Source organism: Klebsiella sp. K5-306, from assembly GCF_051835185.1.
Classification (GTDB): domain Bacteria; phylum Pseudomonadota; class Gammaproteobacteria; order Enterobacterales; family Enterobacteriaceae; genus Klebsiella; species Klebsiella oxytoca.
On sequence record NZ_JAIFJY010000054.1, the window covers coordinates 1 to 1,729 of the forward strand.

Genomic DNA, 1,729 nt, shown 5'->3' on the forward strand with positions numbered 1-1,729 from the left:
GGCCAGGCCTCAGCATTTTATTATGGTGATCCCCTGGGCGAAATGCGCCTGGTAAGCAGAGTTTTTGAAATGTAAGGCCTTTGAATAAGACAAAAGGCTGCCTCATCGCTAACTTTGCAACAGTGCCGGCCAGCGAATTGCCGCTGGCCGTGGCCACCGACTGCAACCGGTACCTGAACGACCGGCTGACGCTGCTGGAAACACAGCTTGCCACCGTCAACCGTATGGCGACGGCCAACGAGCTGCCGGACGCCATCATCACCGAGTCAGGCTTGAAGATCACGCCGCTCGACGCGGCGGTACCCGACACCGCCCAAGCGCTGATCGACCAGACGGCAATGATCCTGCCGCACGTCAAGATCACCGAACTGCTGCTGGAGGTGGACGAATGGACGGGCTTCACTCGGCATTTCGCGCATCTGAAATCGGGCGACCCGGCCAAAGACAAGAACCTGTTGCTGACCACGATCCTCGCCGACGCGATCAACCTGGGCCTGACCAAGATGGCGGAGTCTTGCCCCGGCACGACCTACGCCAAGCTGGCTTGGCTGCAAGCCTGGCACATCCGCGACGAAACCTACGGGGCGGCGCTGGCCGATCTGGTCAACGCACAGTTCCGCCATCCCTTCGCCGAGCACTGGGGCGACGGCACCACCTCATCGTCGGACGGCCAGAACTTCCGCACCGGCAGCAAGGCCGAGAGCACCGGCCACATCAACCCGAAATACGGGAGCAGCCCAGGGCGGACGTTCTACACCCACATTTCTGACCAGTACGCGCCATTTCACACCAAGGTCGTGAACGTCGGCGTGCGCGATTCGACCTACGTGCTCGACGGCCTGCTGTACCACGAGTCCGACTTGCGGATCGAGGAGCATTACACCGACACGGCGGGCTTCACCGATCACGTCTTCGCCCTGATGCACCTCCTGGGCTTCCGCTTCGCGCCGCGCATCCGCGACCTGGGCGACACCAAGCTCTACATCCCGAAGGGCGACGCCGCCTATGACGCGCTGAAACCCATGATCGGCGGCACGCTCAACATCAAGCACGTCCGCGCCCATTGGGACGAAATCCTGCGGCTGGCCACCTCGATCAAGCAGGGCACGGTGACGGCCTCCCTGATGCTCCGAAAGCTCGGCAGCTACCCACGCCAGAACGGCCTGGCCGTGGCGCTCCGCGAGCTGGGCCGCATCGAGCGCACGCTGTTCATCCTGGACTGGCTGCAAAGCGTGGAACTGCGCCGCCGCGTGCATGCCGGCCTGAACAAGGGCGAGGCGCGCAATGCGCTGGCCAGGGCAGTGTTTTTCAACCGCCTGGGTGAAATCCGCGACCGCAGTTTCGAGCAGCAGCGCTACCGGGCTAGCGGCCTCAATCTGGTAACGGCTGCCGTCGTGTTGTGGAACACGGTCTATCTGGAACGGGCTGCGCACGCGCTGCGTGGCAACGGCCATGCCGTTGATGACGCGCTGTTGCAGTACCTGTCGCCGCTCGGTTGGGAGCACATCAACCTCACCGGCGATTACCTCTGGCGCAGCAGCGCCAAGATCGGCGCGGGCAAGTTCAGGCCGCTACGACCGCTGCAACCGGCTTAGCGTGCTTTATTTAATGAGATGGTCACTCCCTCCTTCCCAGTACTATGCTGAGGACAGGCTTTCATTCGGAGAACCATCATGGAAAACATTGCGCTTATTGGTATCGATCTGGGTAAGAACTCTTTCCATATTCA

Annotated in this window: 2 pseudogenes; both read left to right on the forward strand. The window is 61.8% G+C overall.

Features of this window, described 5'->3' with window-relative positions:
* A pseudogene (locus K2184_RS28925) lies at positions 1-75 on the forward strand (IS6 family transposase); the annotation flags it as partial.
* A gap of 53 nt (positions 76-128) precedes the next feature.
* A pseudogene (locus tag K2184_RS28930) lies at positions 129-1,595 on the forward strand (Tn3 family transposase); the annotation flags it as partial.
* Between the last annotated feature and the right edge of the window lie 134 nt (positions 1,596-1,729).